The 23229-nt window shown below is 68.3% G+C and carries 15 protein-coding genes; 2 read left to right on the forward strand and 13 right to left on the reverse strand.

What is annotated here, in order from left to right:
• Window positions 1-118: 118 nt before the first annotated feature.
• The 8 genes from dxs to ngcE all read right to left on the reverse strand — a co-directional run bounded on the left by dxs (window position 119) and on the right by ngcE (window position 10709).
• Entirely contained in the window at window positions 119-2041 is a 1923-nt protein-coding gene (dxs, locus tag ACIGDI_RS29105) for a 1-deoxy-D-xylulose-5-phosphate synthase (RefSeq protein WP_399903088.1), read from the reverse strand.
• 192 nt (window positions 2042-2233) lie between these two features.
• A complete protein-coding gene (locus tag ACIGDI_RS29110) occupies window positions 2234-3550 on the reverse strand; it encodes a sugar ABC transporter permease (RefSeq protein ID WP_399902610.1) in 1317 nt (438 codons plus the stop codon).
• Window positions 3547-4338, reverse strand: a complete 792-nt coding sequence (locus tag ACIGDI_RS29115) for an ATP-binding cassette domain-containing protein (protein ID WP_200697963.1) — start codon at window positions 4336-4338, stop codon at window positions 3547-3549. The genes ACIGDI_RS29110 and ACIGDI_RS29115 overlap by 4 nt, the downstream gene beginning before the upstream one ends.
• Before the next feature lie 299 nt (window positions 4339-4637).
• Window positions 4638-5732, reverse strand: coding sequence for a sugar ABC transporter substrate-binding protein (locus ACIGDI_RS29120; RefSeq protein WP_399902613.1), 1095 nt, complete (start codon window positions 5730-5732; stop codon window positions 4638-4640).
• Between the two features lie 133 nt (window positions 5733-5865).
• Complete coding sequence (locus ACIGDI_RS29125; RefSeq protein WP_399902616.1) at window positions 5866-7065, reverse strand: ROK family protein; 1200 nt, start codon at window positions 7063-7065, stop codon at window positions 5866-5868.
• A gap of 194 nt (window positions 7066-7259) precedes the next feature.
• Window positions 7260-8183, reverse strand: a complete 924-nt coding sequence (locus ACIGDI_RS29130; protein ID WP_399902618.1) for a carbohydrate ABC transporter permease — start codon at window positions 8181-8183, stop codon at window positions 7260-7262.
• A gap of 15 nt (window positions 8184-8198) precedes the next feature.
• Window positions 8199-9134 carry a carbohydrate ABC transporter permease gene (locus ACIGDI_RS29135; RefSeq protein WP_399902622.1) on the reverse strand — a complete coding sequence of 312 codons (936 nt, stop codon included), beginning with the start codon at window positions 9132-9134 and terminating at the stop codon, window positions 8199-8201.
• Between the two features lie 120 nt (window positions 9135-9254).
• Window positions 9255-10709 carry an N-acetylglucosamine/diacetylchitobiose ABC transporter substrate-binding protein gene (gene ngcE, locus ACIGDI_RS29140; protein ID WP_399902625.1) on the reverse strand — a complete coding sequence of 485 codons (1455 nt, stop codon included), beginning with the start codon at window positions 10707-10709 and terminating at the stop codon, window positions 9255-9257.
• 374 nt (window positions 10710-11083) lie between these two features.
• Here ngcE and ACIGDI_RS29145 point away from each other — a divergent pair, with 374 nt between their 5' ends.
• Both ACIGDI_RS29145 and ACIGDI_RS29150 read left to right on the forward strand, forming a co-directional pair.
• A complete protein-coding gene (locus tag ACIGDI_RS29145; protein ID WP_399902628.1) occupies window positions 11084-14887 on the forward strand; it encodes a GH92 family glycosyl hydrolase in 3804 nt (1267 codons plus the stop codon).
• Window positions 14888-14907: 20 nt separating this feature from the next.
• Window positions 14908-16851 carry an alpha-glucuronidase gene (locus tag ACIGDI_RS29150; RefSeq protein ID WP_399902631.1) on the forward strand — a complete coding sequence of 648 codons (1944 nt, stop codon included), beginning with the start codon at window positions 14908-14910 and terminating at the stop codon, window positions 16849-16851.
• Here the strand turns inward: ACIGDI_RS29150 and ACIGDI_RS29155 are convergent.
• From ACIGDI_RS29155 to ACIGDI_RS29175, 5 genes are read right to left on the reverse strand one after another with little or no spacing between them, the layout of a single operon-like run.
• Complete coding sequence (locus tag ACIGDI_RS29155) at window positions 16845-18845, reverse strand: beta-galactosidase (protein ID WP_399902634.1); 2001 nt, start codon at window positions 18843-18845, stop codon at window positions 16845-16847. The genes ACIGDI_RS29150 and ACIGDI_RS29155 overlap by 7 nt on opposite strands.
• Window positions 18842-19522, reverse strand: coding sequence for a hypothetical protein (locus ACIGDI_RS29160; protein WP_399902637.1), 681 nt, complete (start codon window positions 19520-19522; stop codon window positions 18842-18844). Before ACIGDI_RS29160 ends, ACIGDI_RS29155 begins: the two co-directional genes overlap by 4 nt.
• 40 nt (window positions 19523-19562) lie before the next feature.
• Window positions 19563-21218: an extracellular solute-binding protein gene (locus ACIGDI_RS29165; protein ID WP_399902640.1), complete on the reverse strand. Its 1656-nt coding sequence runs from the start codon at window positions 21216-21218 to the stop codon at window positions 19563-19565.
• A gap of 36 nt (window positions 21219-21254) precedes the next feature.
• Window positions 21255-22127 carry a carbohydrate ABC transporter permease gene (locus ACIGDI_RS29170; protein WP_399902642.1) on the reverse strand — a complete coding sequence of 291 codons (873 nt, stop codon included), beginning with the start codon at window positions 22125-22127 and terminating at the stop codon, window positions 21255-21257.
• Window positions 22121-23098 (reverse strand): ABC transporter permease, encoded by a 978-nt coding sequence (locus ACIGDI_RS29175; protein ID WP_399902645.1) that lies wholly within the window; start codon window positions 23096-23098, stop codon window positions 22121-22123. The genes ACIGDI_RS29170 and ACIGDI_RS29175 overlap by 7 nt, the downstream gene beginning before the upstream one ends.
• Window positions 23099-23229 lie beyond the last annotated feature (131 nt).

Here is a 23229-nt window from a genome sequence, read left to right on the forward strand (position 1 = left end):
GCCATGATCGAGAGGGGGCTTAAGGCGTATGCCCCGGCGCGCGCGGATTCACGCGGATGGGCCGCTTCCACCACCCCTGGCGGGGTGAGAAAGCGGCCCGTCCGGTCGTACGGCGGTGTCAGTCGCGGGCGGGTTCCACCTCGGCCGCGGCGCTCCGGTCGAACCGGCCGTCCAGCTTGGAGACCAGGCCGGTGACCTGGCGGGCGATGTCCGGGGCGGTGAGGCCGATCTCCGTCATCACCTCGGCGCGCGAGGCGTGGTCGAGGAAGCGCGGCGGGATGCCGAAGTCGCGCAGCGGCACGTCGACGCCCGCGTCGCGCAGGGCCTGCGCGATCGCCGAGCCGACGCCGCCGACGCGGGAGTTGTCCTCGACGGTGACGACCACGCGGTGCCGATCCGCGAGCGGGGCCATGGCCTCGTCGACGGGCTTGACCCAGCGCGGGTCGACGACGGTGGTGGAGATGCCCTGCCGGTCCAGGAGGGCGGCGATCTCCAGGCACATCGGCGCCAGGGCGCCCACGGAGACCAGCAGCACGTCCGGGCGGTCCGTGCCGGGCTCGCGCAGCACGTCCATGCCGCCCACGCGGCCCACGGCCGGTACGGCGGGGCCCACGGCGCCCTTGGAGAAGCGCACCACGGTCGGCGCGTCCTCGACGGCCACGGCCTCGCGGAGCTGGGCGCGGACCTGGTCGGCGTCGCGCGGGGCGGCGAGCCGGAGGCCGGGGACGACCTGGAGGATCGACATGTCCCACATGCCGTTGTGGGAGGCGCCGTCGGTGCCGGTGACGCCCGCCCGGTCCAGCACGAAGGTGACGCCGCACTTGTGCAGGGCGACGTCCATGAGGACCTGGTCGAAGGCGCGGTTGAGGAAGGTGGCGTAGACGGCGAAGACGGGGTGCAGGCCGCCGTGGGCAAGGCCGGCGGCGGACACGGCGCCGTGCTGCTCGGCGATGCCGACGTCGTAGATCCGGTCGGGGAAGGCGTCCGCGAACTTCTTCAGACCGACCGGCTGGAGCATCGCCGCGGTGATCGCCACGATGTCCTCGCGCTCCTTGCCGAGCTGGACCATCTCGTCGCCGAAGACGGAGGTCCAGTCGGCGCCGGAGGCCTTGATCGGCAGGCCGGTGTCGGGGTGGATGGGGCCGATGCCGTGGAAGCGGTCGGCCTCGTCCTGGAGGGCGGGCTGGTAGCCGCGGCCCTTCTCGGTGAGGCAGTGCACGATGACGGGGCCGCCGAAGCGCTTGGCGCGGGCGAGGGCCGACTCCAGGGCCTCGATGTCGTGGCCGTCGATGGGGCCGACGTACTTCAGGCCGAGGTCCTCGAACATGCCCTGGGGGGCGATGAAGTCCTTCAGGCCCTTCTTGGCGCCGTGCAGGGTCTCGTACAGCGGCCTGCCGACGACCGGGGTGCGGTCGAGGATGTCCTTGGTCCGGGCGAGGAAGCGCTCGTAGCCGTCGGTCGTGCGCAGGGTCGCCAGGTGGTTGGCGAGGCCGCCGATGGTCGGGGCGTAGGAGCGCTCGTTGTCGTTGACGACGATGACGAGCGGGCGGTCCTTGGCCTCGGCGATGTTGTTCAGCGCCTCCCAGGCCATGCCGCCCGTGAGCGCGCCGTCACCGATGACCGCGACCACGTGGTCGTCGCGCCTGCGGACCTGGTTGGCCTTCGCCAGGCCGTCGGCCCAGCCCAGCACGGTGGAGGCGTGGCTGTTCTCGATGACGTCGTGCTCGGACTCGGCCTGCGAGGGGTAGCCGGACAGGCCGCCCTTCATCTTCAGCCGGCTGAAGTCCTGGCGGCCGGTGAGCAGCTTGTGCACGTAGGACTGGTGACCGGTGTCCCACAGCACCTTGTCCTTGGGCGAGTCGAACACGCGGTGCAGGGCGATGGTGAGCTCGACGACGCCCAGGTTGGGGCCGAGGTGGCCGCCGGTCTTGGAGACGGCGTCGACGAGGAAGGTCCGGATCTCCTCTGCCAGCTGGTCCAGCTCCTCCAGGCTGAGCCGGTCCAGATCGCGCGGTCCCCTGATGCGGGTCAGCAGCGGCACCCGTGCCTCCTTGCAGTAAAAGCTGATCGAGCTGTTGCCGGGCTTGTCGAGTCTAATGTTCCGCCTTTGCGGACGGTGCCCGGGCGGTGCGTCGTAGGTCACGCGATCGGCTCTACCCACGATCGCACTTTTCTACGACATGACTGTGCCCGGCACCGCCGTTGGTGCCGGGCACAGGTCTCGGGAGGGGTGTTACGCCCGGCCCGCCGCCTTCTGGCTCCTGCGGGAGACGGAGTCGATGACGACGGCGCCCAGCAGCACCGCACCGGTGATCATGTACTGGATGGACGTGTTCATGTTGAGCAGGTCCAGGCCGGTCTGGATGGACTGGATGACCAGCATGCCCAGGAGGGCGGACCAGACCGAGCCGCGGCCACCGAACAGCGAGGTACCGCCGATGACGGCCGCCGCGATGGCGAGCATCAGGGTGTTGCCGCCGCCGGCGCTCAGCGTGGCGCTCGCGGTCTGGCCGGCGAAGAACATACCGCCGATCGCCGCGAAGCCGCCGGAGATGGCGAACACGGTGATCCGGATCATCGGCACGTTGATACCGGCACGGCGGGCCGCCTCGATGCCGCCACCGACCGCGAAGACCTTGCGGCCGTAGGTCGTACGGCGCAGCACGAAGTCCACGATCACCAGCGCGGCGAGGAAGATCACCAGCGCGTTGGAGACACCGGAGGCGTCGTTCAGCACGAACGCGGCGAGGAAGGACGCCACCGCGAGCACGCCGACGCGCAGCAGGATCTCCACGGTCGGCCGGAACGGCACGCCGGCCGCCTTGCGGCGCCGCTGCTCACCGAAGTTGCCGACCAGGGACAGCACGACCCCGAGGCCGGCCAGCAGGTAGGCGCCGATGATGGCCTGGTCCATGAAGAACGAGCTCTGGCCGAGCAGGTGGACCGGACCGGTGTCGGACGGGATGTTGATGGTGCCGCTGGAGCCCAGCAGCCACAGCATCAGGCCGTTCCAGCCGAGGAAGCCGGCCAGGGTGACGACGAACGCGGGCACGCCGATCTTGGCGAAGAACCAGCCCTGCAGGCCGCCGATGCCGATACCGACGAGGACCGCCAGGACCAGCGACAGCCAGGGGTTCACGCCGTGTTCCACCGCGAACACGGCGAACAGGGTGGAGGACAGACCGCTGACCGAACCGACCGACAGGTCGATCTCGCCGAGCAGCAGGACGAACACCAGGCCGATGGCGAGCATGCCGGTGGCCGACATGTAGTAGCTGATGTTCGAGACGTTGTCCGCGCTGAGGAAGCGGTCGTTCTGGAGCTGGAAGATCGTCCAGATGATGATCAGGCCGATGACCACCGGCAGCGAGCCGAGCTCACCGCCCTTGACCTTGCGCGTGAACTCGGTCCAGTAGCCCTTCAGGCCCTCCTCGCGGATCAGCAGACGCGGGTCCACGACGGAGACCGGGGCAGCGGTGGGGTCGTCCGCGGGTGCGACGGTGTCCTGCACCTCGGGATCGACCTTGGAAACCTTGGATGTGTCGCTCACTGTGCCGCCTCCGCGCTGCGACGCCCCGCACGACGGGTCACGGCATTGTCCGTGGCACCGGTGATCGCGGAGATGATTTCTTCCTGACTGGTGTCCTTCACCGAGAAGGAACCGTTGTTCCTGCCCAGCCGCAGTACGGCGACGGTGTCGGCGACCGCCTTCACGTCCGCCATGTTGTGGCTGATGAGGATGACGGCGAGGTTCTGCTCGCGCAGCCGCTCGACGAGGTCGAGGACCTGGGCGGTCTGCTCGACGCCGAGGGCGGCGGTGGGCTCGTCGAGGATGACGACCTTGGGCTCACCGATCAGGGCGCGCGCGATGGCGACGACCTGACGCTGACCACCGGAGAGGCTCGCGATCGGGATGCGAACGCTCGGGATGCGGATGGAGAGCGTGCTCAGCAGCTCGCGGGCTTTCTTCTCCATCGTGACCTCGTCGATGACGCCGCGGTGCAGCAGCTCGCGTCCGAGGTAGAGGTTGCCGACCACGTCGAGGTTGTCGCACAGCGCGAGGTCCTGGTAGACCGTCGCGACGCCGAGTCCCTGGGCGTCGTGCGGCCTGTTGATGCTGACCGGCTTGCCCTCCCACTCGATGACGCCCTCATCGATGGGGTGGACGCCGGCGATCGTCTTGACCAGCGTGGACTTTCCGGCGCCGTTGTCGCCGACCAGGGCGACCACTTCGCCGGCGTGGACCTCCAGTTCGACATCGGTGAGGGCCTGCACCGCACCGAATCGCTTGGAGACTCCGCGCAACGCCAGCACGGGCGTAGCGGACACGTGAACCATCTCCTTCGCCGCCTGACCGGCGGGGATGCCGCGCTTGGGGTAGGGCGCGGAGGGGTGTGCCGTAAGCACTTGTTTACAAGGGGCTGTGCCGTTGGCACTGATTTACAAGTCGAACATGCGCGCGCCCGGTGCCTCTTGGCAACGGCTGCGTCCACCATGCTTCCGTCCGGCACCCGCCCCGCAGCGGGGTATGAAGGCGGCGCGGGTGCCGGACAGGTTCGGTGCCTGCGGTGTGGGGCGCGTTCCGGTGAGGATCGCGCCCCGGGCTCGGGCCCGTCCGTCGGACGGGCCCTTGCGGCTTACTGCAGGCCGGCCTTCTTGCACGCGGCGGCGAAGTCCGCGGTGCAGATCTGGGAGACGGTGTACAGACCGTCCTTGACGACCGTGTCCTTGATGTTCTTGACGGTCACCGAGACCGGGGTCAGCAGCTTGGCCGGGACCTTGTCGCCCGAGCCGCTGGTGACCGTGGTGTCGGCCAGGGACTTGATGTCCTTGCCCTGGAGCAGGTTGACCGCGAGCTCGGCGGCGGTGTCGGCCTCCGGCTTGTAGGCCTTGTAGACCGTGGAGGACTGGGTGCCGGCGACGATCCGCTGGATGCCCGCGAGCTCGGCGTCCTGACCCGTCAGCGGGATGCCGCTGATACCGGCGCCCTTGAGGGTGTTGGCGATACCACCGGCCATGCCGTCGTTGGCGGCGTAGACGCCGGCGATGTTCTTGGCGCCGAGCTGGGTGATGGCGGCGGACATCTTCTGCGCGGCGACGGTGTCCTTCCACAGACCCGACTGCTCGTAGGCGATGTTCACCTTGCCGTCGAGTGCCTCGTGCGCGCCCTTCTTGAACTGACCGGCGTTCGGGTCGGCGTCGTCACCGTTGATCATGACGATCTTCGAGGACTTCTTCGCCTTGGAGCCGAGGGCGTCCAGCAGGGCCTGGCCCTGGAGCTGGCCGACCTTGACGTTGTCGAAGGAGACGTACGCGGAGACCGGGCCCTGGGCCAGACGGTCGTACGCGACGACCTTGACGCCCTTGCTCACCGCGGACTGGATGGAGGACTTGATGGCGGCCGAGTCCTGGGCGGAGACCACGATGACCTTGACGCCCTTGGTGACCATGCTGCTCATCTGCTGAGCCTGCTTGGCCGGGTCGGCGGCGGCGTTGGCGTAGGAGACGGTGCAGTCGCCGCACAGCTCCTTGACCTTGGCCTCGAAGTACGGCTTGTCGAACTTCTCGTACCGCGCGGTGACGTTGTCGGGCAGGAGCAGGCCGATCGACTTGCTGCCGGAGCCGGAGCTCTGGCTGCTGCCGTCGCTGCTCTTCTTGTCACCGGCCTTGCCACAGGCGGCGACCGAGACGGCGAGTGCCGAGATCGCTACGGTCACGGCTGCACGACGCATGAGCGTGTTCACTTGAGAAACCTCCCTGACGAGGCCGCGTCGTTGCGGCCGAGGTGGCTGGAAGTCAACTCGGCCGCACGTGCGACGTCAAGAAGTAAATACTTAACGAGATGGCAACGACGTCCTGCGTTTTCTAAGTGAAGGCAGGCGCAGATGCGTGCAGCGTGCTGTCCAAAAGGGTCGAATCACCCATCTCGCTCAGGGCGAGGGCGAGTGCTCCGAGCACCTCCGCACGACCTCCAAGTGCCCCGGGAAGCACGGACAGTTGGCGTGCCGCACTGGGGATCGCATAGCGGCCGACGGACTCCCGTATCGGCCCGAGCACCAGCTCACCGGCCTCGGCGAGATCGCCACCGAGAACCACCCGGCTCGGGTTCAACAGATTGCAGAGATTGGCGACTCCAGAACCGATGTGGCGGCCGACGTCGGCGATCACCCGACGGCAGCCCGGGTCTCCGTCCCTGGCCAGCCGCACGACGCCTTCCATCGTCAGATCGGTGCCGTGACTGGACTGGAGCAGCGGCAGCACATAGCGCGCGGCCGCGAAGGTCTCCAGGCAGCCGCGGTTTCCACAGCGGCAGACGGGGCCGGATTCATCAAGAGTAATATGACCGATTTCTCCCGCTGTGCCACCTGGGCCGCGGTAGATCTTGCCGTTGATCACCAGACCGGCACCGACACCGCTGGCGACCTTGATGTAGGCGAGGTCGCGCACGCCCCTGCCGCTGCCCCAGACCAGCTCACCGAGGGCGCCGAGGTTGGCGTCGTTGTCCACGTGCACGGGCACGCCGAGCCGCCCCCGCAGCTCCTCGGCGGGCTTGGTGCCGGTCCAGCCGGGCAGGATGGCGGTGGAGCCGAGGGTGCCCGACTCGACGTCGATGGGACCGGGCACGCCGAGGCCCACCCCGGCGATTTTCGACCGGTCCACGCCCGTTGCGCTGATCAGGCGATTGACCAGCTCCTCGGCCCGGTCGAAGCCCTGCGCCGAGGACGCGTCCACGTCCAGCGGCTCGGACTCCTCCGCCAGCACCTGGTGGGCGAGGTTGCCGACCGCGACGCGCAGATGCGTGTGCCCGAAGTCGACGCCGATGACGATGCCGGCGTCCCCGCTCAGGGAGACGCTGCGGGCCCTGCGGCCACCCGCCGACGTGGGCGTGACCTCGACCGTTCCGCCGTCCTTGAGCTCACGGACGATGTTGGAGACCGTGGCGGCGGACAGCCCCGTGGTCCTCGCGATCTCCGCCTGCGTGAGCGACCCGGCCAGCCGGACGGCCCGGACGACCCGCTCCAGGTTGGCTCGGTGCAGTGACGACTGCGACCCCGGAGTCTCCACGACGACCTCCTGCGCGCGGGACCGCTTCGATGAGGCCCCGTCTATGTCCAACTAGTGAACTCTAAGCTGAGCCGTTCGGGTCGCCTCCCGTCAAGAGGTTGAACCGTTTCCGGGTACGTGGCCGCAGGCACACACACGTTCGCGCGCCGTGCCCGAAATGCGGGAACGGCGCGCGGTCGGGCGGTTTCGGAGCGCTACTTCAGCGTGGCCGAGGTGAGGCCCGCCTGAACCTGGCGCTGGAAGGACAGGTACACCACCAGCATGGGGATCATGGCGATCGTGACGCCCGCGAAGAGCACGGGGAGGTCGGAGGCGTACCCCTGCTGCTGTTGCAGCTGGATGAGCCCCTGGGTGAGCACGTAGCGCTCCGGGTCGCCGCCGCTCTGCGGCTGCATCAGGACCGTCGGCAGGATGAACTGGTTCCACTGCCCGAGCGTGTTGAAGATGCCGACGCTGATCAGGCCCGGCTTCGCCATCGGCAGCATCACCTGGAAGAAGGTCCTGGTGTGCGAGGCGCCGTCCAGGACCGCCGCCTCGAAGACGGCCGTGGGCAGGGTACGGAAGAAGGCGTGCATGAAGAACACCGTGAACGGCATCGAGTAGGCGATGTAGACCAGGATGAGCCCCTGGTAGGTGTTCAGCATGTCCAGCCGCTTGACCATGAAGAACAGCGGGACGAGGGCGAGGAAGACCGGGAACATCGCGCCGGCGACGAAGAAGTAGTACAACAGCCGGTTGCCCCAGAACTGGTACCTCGCCAGGACGTACGCGGCCATGGAGCCGAACAGCATGGTCAGCGGCACCGAGAAGACCAGCACGATGACCGTGTTGAGGAAGTAGTCGCCGATGCCCTTGCTCCAGGCCCGGTGGAAGACGTCCAGGGACCAGTTGTGCGGCCAGCCGAAGGCGGAGCCGCCGATCTGGGCGTCGGTCTTGAAGGCGCTGATCACCAGCCACAGCAGCGGCAGCACGATCAGCAGGGCCCACAGGGCGAGGAAGCCGTGGGAGAAGACGTTCAGGACGACACCCTCGCCGCGCTGCTCGCCGGGGCGGTCGGGCCGCGGGGCGACCGGCCGCTCGACGGGGGCGGCGGGGGTTTCCTTGATGGGGGCGCTCATCGTCATGTCTCCCGCTCAGAACTCGATGCGCTCGCGGCGGGTGACGCGCAGCGTGAAGACGGACAGGATCAGGGTGAGCAGCAGCATGATCACGCCCATGGCGCAGGCGTAGCCGCTCTTGCCGTAGTAGAGGAAGTTGCGCATCATCACGGTCGCCATGACGTCGCTGTGGTGGTCGGGGCCGCCGCCGTAGGCACCCATGTTCTGGGTCATCGAGGAGACCAGGACGAACATGTCCATCGCGATGATGCCGAGATACACCCAGGCCGTCTGCACGGTGTCCCACAGCAGCGGCAGGGTGATGCGGAAGAACGACTGGTTCCGGTTCGCGCCGTCGATGAGCGCGGCCTCGTAGATGTCCTTCGGAATGGACTGCATGGCCGCCGAGAACAGCACCAGGTAGAAACCGACGCCCTGCCAGATCACGGCGACCATCAGCGCCCACAGCACCATGTTCGGCTCATTGAGCCATTCGATGGGATTGTTCGGGTCGACGAGATGGATTTTGATCAGGGCGCCGTTGAGCAGGCCTCCGCCGTCACTGCGGTACACCGCGTTGAACAGCACGGCGAGAATCGCCAGCGACAGCACCTGCGGGAAGAAGTAGACCACTTTGTAGAACTTCGATCCGGCGACGCCCTGGACCCCGCCGGCCCTGCTGCGACCGCCCGCGTTCAGCATGAAGGCGAAGAACAGGGCGAGCAGGATCGTGATCACCGGGATGAAGACCAGGAACTGCAGGTTGTGCCAGATGGCCTGCATGAAGACGTCGTCCTGGAACAGCGTTCTGTAGTTGTCCAGTCCGACGAACTTGAAGGTCTGCGACTGCCCCTTCCAGTCGGTCAGTGAATAGCCGAACGTCTGGATGTACGGCCAGATCACGAAGACCACGTAGAGCAACACGGGAATGAAGAGGAACCCCGTGACGAACCTGTACTGCCCTTTGCGCATACCTGCCCCTGACATTCCGGTCTGTGCAGCGCCCCGAAAGGGGCGCGGGGAACTGCGCGACAAGCCACGAACGACCCGCGGCCGCCCTGCGACGCACAGCCCCCACGACGCCCTCGTGAACTACTCGTGCCGGTTCTTCTTGGATGCAGGGTCCTTCGCCTGCTTGTCGACGGCGGCCTGACACCGCTTCAGCCATTCCTTCGGCTGGATGCGCTTGGCCATGAGCTCATTGGAGGCGTTCTGGATGGCCGTGTCCATCTCGCTGTACCAGTCCGGGTACAGGTAGCGGAAGGTGTTGTCGCCGGCCGCCTTGGACGCCTCGACCGTGGACTGCGTGCCGGGACGCAGCTTCACGCTCGCGTCGACGCCGTCCTTGAGGATGGTGAGCGAGTTGGCCTCCTTGGCGAAGAGCGTCGACCACTCCTTGGAGAGCATGTGCCGCATGAACTCCTTGGCACCGGGGAGGTTCTTGGCCTTGGCGGGGATGATGAAGGGCTCGCCGGAGCCGGCCCGGATCGCCTCGAAGGGCATCTTGCTGCCGGGCAGCAGGGGCATCGGCAGGAACTTCATGTCGAAGTCGGAGGGCGTCTGCTTCAGCTGCTCGTTCTCCAGCCAGGAGCCGCAGGTGATGAAGGCGGCTTTGTACTGGTTCCAGCGGGTCTGCGACTCGGTGTGGGTGAGGCCGTTGGTGCCCGGCATCAGCAGGCCCTTCTCCACGACCTCGTAGATCGCCTCGACGCCCGCCTGCGCCGCGGCGGAGCCGACGAACGCCTTCGGGTCGAGGTTGTCGATCGCCTTGACGGCGTCGAGGCCGCCCTTCTTGGCGATCATGTCCATGATGGCGACATTGATGTAGTACGGGTACTTGCCCTGGTGGGCGAGGCCGCCGATGCCGTCCTTCTTGGCCGCCTGGCAGACCTTGATGAAGTCGTCCCAGGTCTTCGGCGGCTCCCAGCCCTTGTCCTTGAAGAGCTTGCCGGAGTACCACAGGCCCCAGACCGTGTAGATGTAGTTGAGGGCGACGACCTTGCCCTCCTGGATGCCCGGGTCGAGGGTGCCGGGGATGAGCATGTCCCGGACCTTCTTGCCCGGGTCGTCCACGGACGGGGCGTCGAGGACCGGGGCGAGGTCGAGGAGCTGCCCGTTCTTGTACAGGACGTCGACCTTGATCTGCTGGGCGCCCGAGTCGTCGACGATGTCCGGCGGGTTTCCGGCGTTGAAGCGGGGCTGGAGCTTGCCGGTGATCTCCTGGGTGCCGGTGTGGGTGGAGGTGACGCCGAGCTTCTGCTTGAAGTTCGCCTCCCACGCCTTGGCGTAGTCGTCGCCGTAACCGCCCTTGAAGATGACGACGTCGAGCTTGCCGTTCTTCTCGACGCCGAAGGGGTTCGACTTGGAGGTCTTGCCCTGGTTGTTGTCGCTCGAGTTGTTGTCGCTCCCGCCACCGCTCGCACAGGCGGACAGAAAGCCCATCGCCGGTACGGAGATCAGGCCGAGCGCGGCCGAACGCTTGATCAGATCGCGGCGGCCGACGTCCGCGGTGCCGTTGTTCTCGTTCTCGCCGGAAGTGGATCCCATGCTCAAGTCCTCGCCTTCTCCAGGACTCAGGCGGTGAACCGGATCCTCCCCGGCACCGCGGTCAGGTCAAGCAGGGTCGTGCAGGAAGTGCGGACAGCAAAGTACGGATCGTGTGAATCGCCGACAGGTATAGTCCACTTCCCGCCAACGGAGCAAGATCGAATGCAAGGTTGGCCATGGGTCTTTTCCGAGTTGAGACCTCGCGGAAATATGAGCGCCCTGTGCGCTCCTTGCCGGAAAAGTCCACGACATAAGCCCCGAATGCCACAGGCAACACCCTTGACATCACTGGCCACTTGACCCACTACTGGTCTCTGCGCGGCGAATTTGACAACGTTGTCCAGTGAGCCAGGAAGCAGGGAGGGTGCTGGCCTATGCGGCACAGAGCTCGGCACGGATACGGACCGGCGGTCGTGATCACGGCCGCCTTTGTCATGGCGGTGGGCTCGCAGGGGGCGGCGGTCGCGCTGCCCGGCGCTCCCACCAAGGCCGACCGGGAGTTCGCGTCGTCGTTCGAGACGGGCGATCCGGCTCCGGACTGGCTGAACACGGTCGACACCGGTGCCGACGGCGCCAAGCGGGCCTCGGGCGTCGACGGCGGCTACAGCAGCGGCATCCCGGGCAACGTCAACGACCATGTCACTGACGTCCGCGCGAGCGCCGAGAACACCGGCGGCGGCGAGGTGAAGGAGAACCTCGCGGACGGCGAGGCGGTCACCAAGTGGCTGACCTTCGAGCCGACCGGATGGGCCGAGTTCGACCTCGACAAGCCCATGAAGATCGTGACGTACGCCCTCACCTCGGCCAACGACTACGACGAGCGCGACCCGCGGGACTGGACCCTGCAAGGCTCCACCGACGGCAAGGACTGGAAGACCCTCGACTCGCGCGCCGGCGAGACCTTCTCCGAACGGTTCCAGACGAAGTCCTACGACCTCGCCGAACCGGCCGAGTACCAGCACTACCGGCTGGACGTCACCAAGAACAACGGAGCGGACATCCTGCAGCTCGCCGACCTGCAGCTGTCCACGGGCGGTGGCGGCGGCCCGGTGCCGCAGGACATGCTGTCGCTGGTCGACCACGGACCCAGTGGTTCGCCCACGGCCAAGGCGGCGGCCGGGTTCACCGGAAAGAGGGCCCTGCGTTACGCCGGTCGGCACACGGCGGACGGCCGGGCGTACTCGTACAACAAGGTCTTCGACGTGAACGTGGCGGTCGGCCGCGACACCGAGCTGTCGTATCGGATCTACCCGTCGATGGCGGACGGCGACCGGGACTACGACGCCACGAACGTGTCGGTGGACCTGGCCTTCACCGACGGCACCTACCTCAGCGGCCTCGGCGCGACGGACCGGCACGGGTTCGCGCTCTCCCCGCAGGGGCAGGGCGCCGCCAAGGTGCTCTACGTCAACCAGTGGAACGACGTCGCCTCCCGGATCGGGTCCGTCGCGGCCGGCAAGACCGTCGACCGGATACTGGTGGCGTACGACTCCGCGAAGGGCCCGGCGAAGTTCCGCGGCTGGCTGGACGACATCGCGCTGCGAAGGGTGGCGCCCGAGAAGCCGAAGGCGCACCTCGCCGACTACGCCCTCACCACGCGCGGCACCAACTCCAGCGGCAGCTTCTCGCGCGGCAACAACTTCCCCGCGACCGCGCTGCCGCACGGCTTCAACTTCTGGACGCCGGTGACCAACGCGTCCTCGCTGAGCTGGCTGTACGACTACGCGCGGGCCAACAACGACGACAACCTGCCGACGATCCAGGCGTTCAGCGCGAGCCACGAGCCGAGCCCGTGGATGGGCGACCGGCAGACCTTCCAGCTCATGCCGTCCGCTCAGCCAGGCACCCCGGACACCGGGCGCCAGGCGCGTGAGCTGGCCTTCCGGCACGAGAACGAGACCGCACGGCCGTACTACTACGGGGTGCGGTTCGAGAACGGGCTGAAGGCCGAGATGGCCCCGACCGACCACGCGGCGGCGCTGCGCTTCACCTATCCCGGCGACGACGCGAGCGTGGTCTTCGACAACGTCACCGAGCAGGCGGGGCTGTCGCTCGACAAGGACAACGGGATCGTCACCGGCTACTCGGACGTGAAGTCCGGGCTGTCGACGGGGGCCACCCGGCTGTTCGTCTACGGCGTGTTCGACAAGAAGGCGACCGACGGATCGTCGAGCGGGGTCAAGGGGTACCTGCGCTTCGACGCCGGGGACGACCACACCGTCACCCTGCGCCTGGCCACCTCGCTCATCAGCATCGACCAGGCCAAGGACAACCTCCGCCAGGAGATCCCGGACGGCACCTCCTTCGACACGGTGAAGAACCGCGCCCGGCAGGTCTGGGACAGGCTGCTGGGCAAGGTGGAGGTCGAGGGAGCGACACCGGACCAGCTGACCACGCTGTACTCCAGCATGTACCGGCTGTACCTGTACCCCAACTCCGGTTTCGAGAAAGTGGGTTCGACCTACCAGTACGCCTCGCCCTTCTCGCCGATGCCCGGGCCGGACACCCCGACCCACACCGGCGCGAAGATCGTGGACGGCAAGGTGTACGTCAACAACGGCTTCTGGGACACCTACCGGACCACCTGGCCGGCGTACTCGCTGCTGACGCCCTCCCAGGCGGGTGAGATGGTCGACGGCTTCGTGCAGCAGTACAAGGACGGCGGCTGGACCTCGCGCTGGTCCTCGCCCGGCTACGCGGACCTGATGACCGGCACCTCCTCGGACGTGGCCTTCGCGGACGCGTACGTCAAGGGCGTGAAGTTCGACGCGAAGGCGGCGTACGACGCGGCCCTGAAGAACGCCACCGTGGTGCCCCCGGCCTCGGGCGTGGGCCGCAAGGGCATGGCGACCTCGCCGTTCCTCGGCTACACCAGCACCGACACGCACGAGGGCCTGTCGTGGGCGATGGAGGGCTACGTCAACGACTACGGCATCGCGCGGATGGGCCGGGCCCTGTACGAGAAGACCGGTGAGAAGCGCTACCAGGAGGAGTCGCAGTACTTCCTCAACCGCGCCCAGGACTACGTGAACCTCTTCGACTCCAAGGCCGGCTTCTTCCAGGGCAGGGACGCCAAGGGCGACTGGCGCCTGGACTCGGCGAAGTACGACCCGCGGGTGTGGGGTTACGACTACACGGAGACCAACGGCTGGGGCTACGCCTTCACCGCACCGCAGGACAGCCGGGGCCTGGCCAACCTCTACGGCGGCCGCGGCAAGCTCGCGGACAAGCTCGACGAGTACTTCGCCACCCCGGAGACGGCAGCCCCCGAGTTCGTCGGCTCCTACGGCGGGGTCATCCACGAGATGACCGAGGCGCGGGACGTCCGGATGGGCATGTACGGGCACTCCAACCAGGTCGCCCACCACGTCATCTACATGTACGACGCGGCCGGGCAGCCCTGGAAGGCGCAGAAGAACGTCCGCGAGGCCCTGTCGCGGCTGTACGTCGGCAGCGAGATCGGGCAGGGCTACCACGGTGACGAGGACAACGGCGAGCAGTCGGCCTGGTACCTCTTCTCCGCGCTGGGCTTCTACCCGCTGGTGATGGGCGGCGGCGAGTACGCCGTCGGCTCCCCGCTGTTCAAGAAGGCGACCGTCCATCTGGAGAACGGCCGGGACCTGGTCGTGAAGGCGCCGGACAACAGCGCGGCCAACGTCTACGTACAGGGTCTGAAGGTCAACGGCCGCACCTGGACGTCGACTTCGCTCCCCCACTCGCTGCTCGCCAAGGGCGGGGTGCTGGAGTTCGACATGGGGTCGAAGCCGTCGTCGTGGGGCACGGGCAGGAATGCCGCACCCGTGTCGATCACCCAGGACGACAAGGTTCCGACGCCGCGTGCGGACGTGCTCAAGGGTGACGGGGCGCTGTTCGACAACACGTCGGACACCGACGCCACCGTGACGAGCGTGGACCTGCCGGTCTCCGGACCGGTCAAGGGCGTTCAGTACACGGTGACCTCGTCCGCCGACCACTCCAAGGCGCCGACCGGCTGGACCCTCCAGGCCTCGGCCGACGACGGGACCACGTGGAAGACGGTCGACAAGCGGTCGGGTGAATCCTTCCGATGGGACCGGCAGACACGCGCGTTCACCGTGGGGTCCCCGGGTACGTACGGGAAGTACCGCCTGGTGTTCGACGGCCAGGCGACCGTGTCGGAGGTCGAACTGCTGGCCTGAGCAGTCGCGTTGGGGGTCTCATGCCGCTTCCCGTGCCCGTCCTGCCCGACGGCGTCGACCCGGCCTGGCTTCCTGAGGAGGCGTTCCGGCCGGCCGGCGGCCGGCGGGTCCTGATCCGAGGATCGGGCCCGCTGGTGGAGACGGTGCGCGGGGAGCTGGCGGAGGCCTGCGCCCGGTTCGGCGGCGCTGTCGTGGAGGACGACCCCGAACTCGTCCTGGAGGCGACGGGCGACGACGGGAGCGAGGCGTTCACCCTCGGACGCCGTGACGGACGCACGACCGTCACGGCGTCCGGCGGGCGCGGGCTGCTGTACGGCTTCTTCCACGTCGTACGGCTCGGCGAGGCGGCGTTCCGGGGCGAACGGCGGACGGAGGAGCACCGCCCGGCGCTCGCGCTGCGGATGCTGGACCACTGGGACAACGTGGCCGTGCACCCGGTCATGGGCCAGGTGGAGCGTGGGTACGCGGGCGGATCGCTGTTCTGGGCGGACGGCCGGGCGCGCGGGGAGCTCGAGCGGGTACGGGCGTACGGCAGGCTGCTGGCGGCCTGCGGGATCAACGCCGTGGCCGTGAACAACGTCAACGTGCACGAGACCGAGGCCCGTCTGCTGACCGACCGGATCGGTGAAGTCGCCGACATCGCGGCCGCGTTGAGGCCGTACGGCATCCGGACGCACCTGTCGGTCACCTTCGCCGCGCCGATCGTGCTCGGCGGACCGGAGACGGCCGATCCCCTCGACGACAGCGTGCGGCAGTGGTGGGCCATGGCGACGGCCCGGGTGTACGAGGCGATCCCCGACTTCGGCGGATACGTCGTGAAGGCCGACTCCGAGGGACAGCCCGGGCCGTTCGCCTACGGCCGCACTCACGCGGACGGCGCGAACATGCTGGCCGGGGCGCTCGCGCCGCACGGCGGCACGGTCCACTGGCGGGCCTTCGTCTACGACCACCGCCAGGACTGGCGGGACCGGACGACGGACCGGGCGCGGGCCGCGTACGACCACTTCGTGCCGCTGGACGGGCGGTTCGCGCCGAACGCGGTGCTCCAGGTCAAGCACGGGCCGATGGACTTCCAGGTGCGGGAGCCGGTGTCTCCGTTGATCGGCGCGATGCCGCACACCGCCCTCGCGGTGGAGCTGCAGGCCACACAGGAGTACACCGGCCAGCAGCGCCATGTGTGCTGGCTGGGGCCGATGTGGAGCGAGGTGCTGCGGTTCGGCTCGGCGACGGGGCGCGGCTTCGAGGAGTTGGTGGCCGTCTCCAACGTCGGCGACGACCCCTTCTGGACCGGACATCCCCTCGCCCAGGCCAACCTCTACACCTTCGGGCGGCTGGCCTGGCGGCCGGACGCGGACCCGGGCGCGATCCTGGACGAGTGGATCGGGCTCACCTTCGGCGCCGACGGCCCGGCGAAGGAGCTGCACGCGGTGCTGGACGGCTCGTGGCGCACGTACGAGAAGTACACCGCGCCCCTCGGCGTGGGGTTCATGGTGCAGCCGGGGCATCACTACGGGCCGAGCGTCGACGGGTACGAGTACAGCCCGTGGGGCACCTACCACTTCGCCGACCGGGACGGGGTCGGGGTGGACCGCAGCAGCGCCACCGGGACCGGGTACGCGGGGCAGTACGCGACGCCGTGGGCCGAGACGTACGAGTCGCCCGGGACCTGCCCGGACGAGCTGCTGCTGTTCTTCCACCACGTGCCCTACGGGCACGTCCTGAAGAGCGGCAGGACCGTGATCCAGCACATCTACGACACACACTTCGAGGGCGTGGCGGAGGTGGAGGCGGCGATGGCCGTGTGGGCCTCGCTGAAGGGCCGCGTGGATCCTGCGCGCCACGCGCGGGTGGCGGAGCGGTACGAGGAGCAGCTCCGCAGCGCCCGCGAGTGGCGGGACCAGGTCAACAGCTACTTCTTCCGCAAGTCCGGGGTGCCGGACTTGCGGGGGCGGACCGTCTACTGAAGGCGCAGGACCGCCGCGCCGAGCGGGTCGAGGGTGACGGCGGCGCCCTCCTCCGTCCGCTTGCCGGTCAGCAGGTCGGTCGCCGTGGCGTGCGCGGTCAGGTGAGCCGCCTCCTGGGCGTGGTTGAGGAGGAAGAGCAGTCGGGTGCCGTCCGGGGCGACACGATGTGCGGTCTCCACGGCCGGGTGCCCGGCGTACGGGCCGAGCAGTCCATGCCGGTCGAGGACGCGGCGCACGACCCGGTCCACGCCCTGCCGGTCGAGGGCGGTGGCGACGTACCAGGCCTCGCCCTCGCCGTACTCGTGTCTGGTCACCGCCGGTGTGCCCGCGTAGAAGTCGGTGCCGTAGGTGGCGACGGTCTCGGCGCCGCGCGGCAGGACGAGCTCGAAGACGAGCCGTGCCTCGGCGGACAGTTCGGGGATCGGCTGGACGAACTCCGGCGGCCGGGCGTCCCATTCGTCGACGCGGACCCCCATGAGCGCGGCGAGCGGACCGGGCACGTCGGTCGGGAACGCGCGGTCGTGTACGTCGACGCGGCCGGAGAGGAAGGTGGCCAGGACCGTTCCGCCGCGCCGGGCCACCGCTTCGAGACGTGTGGCGAGGTCGCCCTTGACCATGTGCAGGACGGGGGCGAGGACGACGTCGTACGGCGTGAGGTCCGCGTCCTGCGGTACGACGTCCACGTCGGCGCCGGCCTCGCGGGCGGCCCGGTAGTAGCCGTGGACGGTCTCCTGGTACTTCACGAGCCGGGAGGGGCCGTCGGAGATCTCCAGGGCCCACCAGCTGTCCCAGTCGAAGAGCAGGGCGGTGCGGGCGGGGGTGCGGGCGCCCAGCGTCACGGGACCAAGATCTGTCAACTCCTGCCCCAAAGCGGCCACTTCCGTGAAGACGCGGGTGTCGTCGCGGCCCGCGTGGCCGATGACCGCCCCGTGGTACTTCTCGCAGGCGCCGCGTGAGGCGCGCATCTGGAAGTACAGGGTCGCGTCGGCTCCGTGGGCGATGGCCTGGAAGGTGGCCAGGCGCAGCTCCCCCGGCCGGCGCAGCGGGTTGACGTCACGGCAGGCCGTCGTCGACGGGGTCTGTTCCATCAGCCAGAAAGGGGCGCCGTCCTTGAGGCCCCTCATCAGGTCGTGGGCGAGCGCGGGCCAGGTCGGCGGGGCGTCGAGGGGCGGGTAGCTGTCCCAGGAGGCGAAGTCGAGGTGCGGCGCCCAGCGGTGGTAGTCGAGGGGGCGGAACATGCCCATGAAGTTGGTGGTGACGGGGGTGTCCGGGTCGTGCCGGCGGATCGCCTCCTTCTCGGCGAGGAAGCAGCCGAGCAGGGCGTCCGTGGTGAAGCGGAACCAGTCGAGGGTCGTGCCCTGGAAGGCGGTGTGGTCGGGGCCGTGCCAGTGCTCGGTGAGGGCGCTGGGGGGCTCGATCTCGGCCCAGTCGGTGTAGCGGTGGGACCAGAAGGCGGTGCACCAGGCGTCGTTGAGGGCGTCGAGGGTGCCGTACGTGCCGCGCAGCCGGTCCCGGAACGCATCGGCGCACAGGTCGCAGTAACAGGAGCCGCCGTACTCGTTGTTGATGTGCCAGGAGAGCAATGCGGAGTGTGCGGCGTACCGTTCGGCGAGCCCGGCCGCCATGGCGGTGGCGAGGCGGCGGTAGGCGGGTGAGCTGGGGCAGAAGTTGTGCCGTTGGCCGTAGCGGTGGCGGCGGCCCTCGAAGTCGGTGCGGTTGACGTCCGGGTACTTCCTGGCGAGCCAGGGCGGGAGGGCGGCGGTGCCGGTGGCCAGGCAGACGCTTCTTCCCTCGGCCGCGGCACGGTCGAGAACGCGGTCGAGGCCCGTGAAGTCGTAGGAGTCCTCCGCCGGTTGGGTGAGGGACCAGGAGAAGACGCCGACGGTGAGGGTGTCGATCCCGGCTCGTGTGAACAGGCGGTGGTCCTCGTCCCAGACCTCCTCGGGCCACTGCTCGGGGTTGTAGTCGCCGCCGTACCGGACCTTGCGGGTCATGCGGTGAAGTCCTCCTGGGTCTCGGCGATCACCCGACGGCTGCCGTACAGCAGGGAGAGCAGCAGCGGGGCGGCCAGCAGGGCGGGCAGGGCCTCGGTGAGCAGCGCGGTCAGTCCGGCGGCGAGCACGAGCAGGGAGGCCGCGGCGAGGGTGGCCCTGCCGTGCCGCAGCAGGAAGTACGCGGCGAGGCGGGCGGTGTCGCGGGCGCGGAAGGTGAACAGCGAGGTCAGGACGAGCGCGTGGGCGCCCCAGAGGAGGGAGCCGACGCCGATGGCGGCCAGCAGAGCGGCCCACCAGCCGGGCAGGCCGCTGGCGGAGAAGTGGGTGAGCGTGAAGGCGATCACGGTCAGCCAGGCGAGCAGGGGCGTCCAGAGTCGCAGCACCGGCAGGGCGTTCAGGCGCCAGCCGCGCGCGTAGGCGCGGGCGGGACGGAGGTCGGTGAGGTCCCGGTCGCGGTGGTGGAGGGCGTAGACGGCGGCCGACAGGGCGGGGCCCAGCGGGAGCAGGGCCACGGCGGCGAGGGGGAGGTTGGACGGGTCGGGGCCCAGCATGAACAGGCCGGCCAGGGCCGGTGAGGCGGCCACGAGCAGCAGGGCCTCGACGGTGACGAGGGTGTGCACCAGGGCGACGGCACGGGAGAGGGGGCCGTCGCCGAAGGCGGTCGCCTCTGCGCTCATCGGGGCTCCCTGCGGAAGGCGTCGGCCGGTTCCCCGGGGGTCACCCGTTCTCCTTCTTGAACCGTTCGTAGGCCTTGTTGTGCAGGTCGACGAGCTGCCGCATGTTCTTCGCCTTCAGCTCGCCCAGGTAGGCGTTCCACTCGGACATCGGGCGCTTGCCGAGGACGAACTTGAGCGTGTTCTGGATGGCGTGGTCCTTCAGTGGGGTGTCCCACAGCGTCGCCTGCTCCTGTTCCGCGGACTGCAGCGGGTGGGCGGGGTCGACGGGCAGCTGCCGGCGCTGCGACATGGCGTCCTGGAACTTCTTCTCATCGGGGCCGAAGGAGGAGGAGACCAGCTTCCAGCTGCCGCCGTAGGTGAAGACGCCGTTGAAGAAGCCGTAGTCCTTCTGCAGGTCCTTGGGGGCGTCCGGGGCGGAGCCCATGAGGGAGATGCCGGGCTTGAGGCGGTAGGTGTCACCGGACTTGGTGTAGGTGACGCCCTCGACGCCCCACTTGCAGAACTCCTGGCCCTCGTCCGAGTACCAGAGCCAGTCCACGAACTGCATCATCGCCACGAAGTCGTCGCTCATGAGCGCCTTGCTCGAGATCATGACGCCGTTCTCCAGCCGGACGCCGCTCAGCACGATCGGGCCGGCCGGTCCCAGGGGCACCGGCACCATCTCGATCTTCGCGCCCTTGACCTGCTTCTTCAGGTTGTAGCGGTAGTTCTGCACCAGCTCCTGCGGATTGGCGCTGATGACACAGGACTTCTCGGCGAGCAGCTTCTGCACGGCCTGGTCGTCCTGCTGGGTGAAGCTCTCCGGGTCCAGCAGCTTCTCGGCGACGATCTTTCTCAGGAACTCGACCATCGCGCGGTAGGCGTCCTGGGCGGCGGTGAAGACGAACTGGTTCGCCTTGGTGTCGAAGCTGATGTTGTCGTAGGTCCAGCCGGCCTTGACCCCGTACGCCTGCCCGAGGTAGCTGAACAACGCCCCGCAGGGGAAGGGGGTGTTGGTGCTCCAGCGGTCGGTCCAGGGGTACTTGCCGGGGTACTCCTGCTTGAGTGCCTTCAGGACGTCGTACACCTCGTCCCAGGTCGTCGGCAGGCTCAGGCCGAGCTTGTCGAGGACGTCCGTGCGGAAGGACAGCGAGTAGCCGGCCTTGGGCTTCTCGTGCAGGCCGGGCAGCAGGTAGTACTTGCCGTCGGACTGGCGGATGGAGTCGAGTTCCGGCTCCAGATTCCACTTGCGCACCTTGGCGCGGTAGTTGGGCATCAGGTGCGTGTAGTCGCTGACCGGGAGGATCGCGCCGGAGGAGACGAAGGCGACCTCGGAGGGGTGGTAGGTCTTCGGGATCAGGAAGGGGGCGTCGCCCGCTCCGATGAGGACGCTGCGCTTCTTCTCGTAGTCGGCCAGCGGCACGTCGAGGGGCTGGAGGGTGATCCCGGTGCGCTTGGTGACCTCCTTCCAGAACAGCCAGTCCTTCTTGAGCGGGTAGACCGGGTTGTCGTTGTGGAGCATCGAGAAGGACAGCGGCTTCGTCGCCTTGAACCGCTGTCCGGCCCGGTACTCCTTCATCGCGCCGTTCCGCTTCTTCGACAGGTCCTTGGAGTCCCCTCCGCCGTCCCCGCCGCCGCAGCCGGTGAGGGTGGCGAGACCGGCGAACCCGGCCGCGGCCAGGATCTGCCGGCGCGACAGCTCTCCTGCGTTCTTCACGTGGAACTCCCTTGTTCCGTGGGTGAGTTGCTGGGATCAGCCCTTGACCGCGCCGAGCATCACGCCCGAGACGAAGTAGCGCTGGACGAAGGGGTACACGCAGATGATCGGCAGCGCGGTGAGCACGATGGCGACCGCCTGGATGCTGGCGCCGACCTGGCTGAGCTGCTCGGTGGTGGCGCCGGCGTTGCCGCCTCCGGTGGCGCCCGCGATGAGGTTGCGCAGATAGACGGTGACCGGCATCAGGTCCGTGCTGTCCATGTAGAGGAAGGCGCTGAACCAGGAGTTCCAGAAGGACACCGAGTAGAAGAGCACCATCGTCGCCACGACCGCCTTGGACAGCGGCAGCACGATCCTGAGCAGGATGCCGTAGGTGCTCAGGCCGTCGATCTGCGCGGCCTCCTCCAGCTCGGTCGGCAGGCTCTCGAAGAAGGCCTTCATCACCAGGAGGTTGAACACGCTGATCGCGTTCGGCAGCGCGATCGCCCACACGGTGTTCTTCAGACCGAGGGAGGTGACCAGGATGTAGTTGGGGATCAGGCCGCCGGTGAAGAACATGGTGAACACGGCGACGCCGACGAGCACGGTGCGTCCGCGAAGGTGCCTCTTGGACAGGACGTAGGCGTAGCAGGTCGTCAGGACCATGGCGACGGCGGTCGAGACGACCGTGTAGAAGACGGTGTTGCCGTAGTTCCGCCAGAACATCGAGTCGTGGAAGACGATCCGGTACGTGGTGAGGTTGAACCCCTTGGGCCACAGGGTCACTTCGCCGGCCCGGATCTGCCGCTCGCCGCTGAAGGAGCGGGCGAGGATGTTGACGAAGGGGTACAGGGTCACCACCACGACGAGGGTCAGGACCACCCCGTTGACGACCTGGAAGACCCGGTGGGCACGGCTCGGCTTCACCACAGGCTGGTCCCCACCGTGCGGCGCGAGAGCTGGTTGGCGGAGGTGATCAGGACCAGGCCGATGACCGCCTCGAACAGGCCGATGGCGGCGGCGTAGCTGAAGCTGTTGGACTCGACGCCCGCCCGGTAGACGTAGGTCGAGATCACGTCGGCGGTCGGGTAGGTCAGCGGGTTGTAGAGCAGCAGGACCTTCTCGAAGCCGACCGCCATGAAGGTGCCGATGTTGAGGATCAGCAGCGTGATCATGGTGGGGCGGATGCCCGGCAGGGTGACGTGCCAGATCTGCTGCCAGCGGTTGGCGCCGTCGATGCGCGCCGCCTCGTACAGGTCCTCGTCGATCGTGGTGAGCGCGGCGAGGTAGAGGATCGTGCCCCAGCCGGCGGTCTGCCAGATCTCGGAGCCGACGTAGATGGTGCGGAACCAGTCGGGTTCCTGGATGAAGCGGATCGGGTCGTGGCCGAGCGAGCCCAGGACGTGGTTGACCGGGCCGTCGGTGGCGAGCATCTGCATCGTGACGCCCGCGACGATCACGATCGACAGGAAGTGCGGAAGGTACGACACCGACTGCACGAACCGTTTCAGCGAGCGTCGCCGCACCTCGTTCAGCAGCAGGGCGAGGACGATCGGGATCGGGAAGCAGAAGACCAGCGTGAGCCCGCCGAGCCACAGCGTGTTGCGGAACACCTGCCAGAAGGTCGGGTCGCTGAGGAACATGCGCACATAGCGCAGGCCCACCCACTCCTCGCCGAACATCGAGCCGCCCGGCTCGAAGCGCCGGAAGGCGATGACGTTGCCGATCATCGGCAGATAGCGGAAGACCAGGAAGAACAGCAGCGGCAGGACGGCGAGCGAGTACAGCTGCCAGTCGCGGCGCAGTGCCCGGCGCCGGCCGCCGCGCCCGGCCGGTCGGGCCCCGGGCTCGTGTGCGTTCCGGGTGCCCGGCGGCGGCGCCGTCTTGGTGGTGGTGCTCATGCTCGGTCCTCCCGGGGGCGGAGAAGTGGCCGAAACTTTCGAGCTCTTACCGGTAACTTGGCGCAACTTAGAGGCTGTTAGAAAGCGCTGTCAATGGGTGCTGCAGCAGACTTCTGAGACAGATGAAGGGA

The organism is Streptomyces sp. NPDC085900, assembly GCF_044540925.1.
Lineage (GTDB): Bacteria > Actinomycetota > Actinomycetes > Streptomycetales > Streptomycetaceae > Streptomyces > Streptomyces gilvifuscus.

Bases quoted from the DNA above. Each gene is read 5' to 3' on its own strand.
- ACIGDI_RS29115 (WP_200697963.1), bottom strand. From the start codon at position 4,338: ATGGTTCACGTGTCCGCTACGCCCGTGCTGGCGTTGCGCGGAGTCTCC.
- ACIGDI_RS29120 (WP_399902613.1), bottom strand. From the start codon at position 5,732: ATGCGTCGTGCAGCCGTGACCGTAGCGATCTCGGCACTCGCCGTCTCG.
- ACIGDI_RS29130 (WP_399902618.1), bottom strand. From the start codon at position 8,183: ATGAGCGCCCCCATCAAGGAAACCCCCGCCGCCCCCGTCGAGCGGCCG.
- ACIGDI_RS29135 (WP_399902622.1), bottom strand. From the start codon at position 9,134: ATGCGCAAAGGGCAGTACAGGTTCGTCACGGGGTTCCTCTTCATTCCC.
- ngcE (WP_399902625.1), bottom strand. From the start codon at position 10,709: ATGGGATCCACTTCCGGCGAGAACGAGAACAACGGCACCGCGGACGTC.
- ACIGDI_RS29145 (WP_399902628.1), top strand. From the start codon at position 11,084: ATGCGGCACAGAGCTCGGCACGGATACGGACCGGCGGTCGTGATCACG.
- ACIGDI_RS29150 (WP_399902631.1), top strand. From the start codon at position 14,908: ATGCCGCTTCCCGTGCCCGTCCTGCCCGACGGCGTCGACCCGGCCTGG.
- ACIGDI_RS29155 (WP_399902634.1), bottom strand. From the start codon at position 18,845: ATGACCCGCAAGGTCCGGTACGGCGGCGACTACAACCCCGAGCAGTGG.
- ACIGDI_RS29160 (WP_399902637.1), bottom strand. From the start codon at position 19,522: ATGAGCGCAGAGGCGACCGCCTTCGGCGACGGCCCCCTCTCCCGTGCC.
- ACIGDI_RS29175 (WP_399902645.1), bottom strand. From the start codon at position 23,098: ATGAGCACCACCACCAAGACGGCGCCGCCGCCGGGCACCCGGAACGCA.